Source organism: Aeromonas sp. S41-2 (assembly GCF_027705845.1).
In the GTDB taxonomy this organism is placed as follows: Bacteria; Pseudomonadota; Gammaproteobacteria; order Enterobacterales; family Aeromonadaceae; genus Aeromonas; species Aeromonas hydrophila.
Genome location: NZ_JAPDCG010000025.1, coordinates 1 through 1356, shown reverse-complemented (window position 1 = coordinate 1356; position 1356 = coordinate 1). Strand labels below are relative to the sequence as shown.

Genomic DNA, 1356 nt, shown 5'->3' with positions numbered 1-1356 from the left:
TGTCGTTTTCAGAAGACGGCTGCACTGAACGTCAGAAGCCGACTGCACTATAGCAGCGGAGGGGTTGGATCCATCAGGCAACGACGGGCTGCTGCCGGCCATCAGCGGACGCAGGGAGGACTTTCCGCAACCGGCCGTTCGATGCGGCACCGATGGCCTTCGCGCAGGGGTAGTGAATCCGCCAGGATTGACTTGCGCTGCCCTACCTCTCACTAGTGAGGGGCGGCAGCGCATCAAGCGGTGAGCGCACTCCGGCACCGCCAACTTTCAGCACATGCGTGTAAATCATCGTCGTAGAGACGTCGGAATGGCCGAGCAGATCCTGCACGGTTCGAATGTCGTAACCGCTGCGGAGCAAGGCCGTCGCGAACGAGTGGCGGAGGGTGTGCGGTGTGGCGGGCTTCGTGATGCCTGCTTGTTCTACGGCACGTTTGAAGGCGCGCTGAAAGGTCTGGTCATACATGTGATGGCGACGCACGACACCGCTCCGTGGATCGGTCGAATGCGTGTGCTGCGCAAAAACCCAGAACCACGGCCAGGAATGCCCGGCGCGCGGATACTTCCGCTCAAGGGCGTCGGGAAGCGCAACGCCGCTGCGGCCCTCGGCCTGGTCCTTCAGCCACCATGCCCGTGCACGCGACAGCTGCTCGCGCAGGCTGGGTGCCAAGCTCTCGGGTAACATCAAGGCCCGATCCTTGGAGCCCTTGCCCTCCCGCACGATGATCGTGCCGTGATCGAAATCCAGATCCTTGACCCGCAGTTGCAAACCCTCACTGATCCGCATGCCCGTTCCATACAGAAGCTGGGCGAACAAACGATGCTCGCCTTCCAGAAAACCGAGGATGCGAACCACTTCATCCGGGGTCAGCACCACCGGCAAGCGCCGCGACGGCCGAGGTCTTCCGATCTCCTGAAGCCAGGGCAGATCCGTGCACAGCACCTTGCCGTAGAAGAACAGCAAGGCCGCCAATGCCTGACGATGCGTGGAGACCGAAACCTTGCGCTCGTTCGCCAGCCAGGACAGAAATGCCTCGACTTCGCTGCTGCCCAAGGTTGCCGGGTGACGCACACCGTGGAAACGGATGAAGGCACGAACCCAGTGGACATAAGCCTGTTCGGTTCGTAAACTGTAATGCAAGTAGCGTATGCGCTCACGCAACTGGTCCAGAACCTTGACCGAACGCAGCGGTGGTAACGGCGCAGTGGCGGTTTTCATGGCTTGTTATGACTGTTTTTTTGTACAGTCTATGCCTCGGGCATCCAAGCAGCAAGCGCGTTACGCCGTGGGTCGATGTTTGATGTTATGGAGCAGCAACGATGTTACGCAGCAGGGCAGTCGCCCTAAAACAAAGTTAG

The 1356-nt window shown here is 60.2% G+C and carries 1 protein-coding gene; it reads right to left on the bottom strand.

Translation table 11 applies throughout. From position 1 onward, the window contains the following. Positions 1 to 202: 202 nt before the first annotated feature. On the bottom strand, positions 203 to 1216 hold the full coding sequence (gene intI1 / locus OKC44_RS22070) for a class 1 integron integrase IntI1 (RefSeq protein ID WP_000845048.1): 1014 nt from the start codon (positions 1214 to 1216) through the stop codon (positions 203 to 205). Positions 1217 to 1356 lie beyond the last annotated feature (140 nt).

Excerpts from the sequence above, each read along its gene's own strand:
- intI1 (WP_000845048.1), bottom strand. The coding sequence starts at position 1,216 with ATGAAAACCGCCACTGCGCCGTTACCACCGCTGCGTTCGGTCAAGGTT.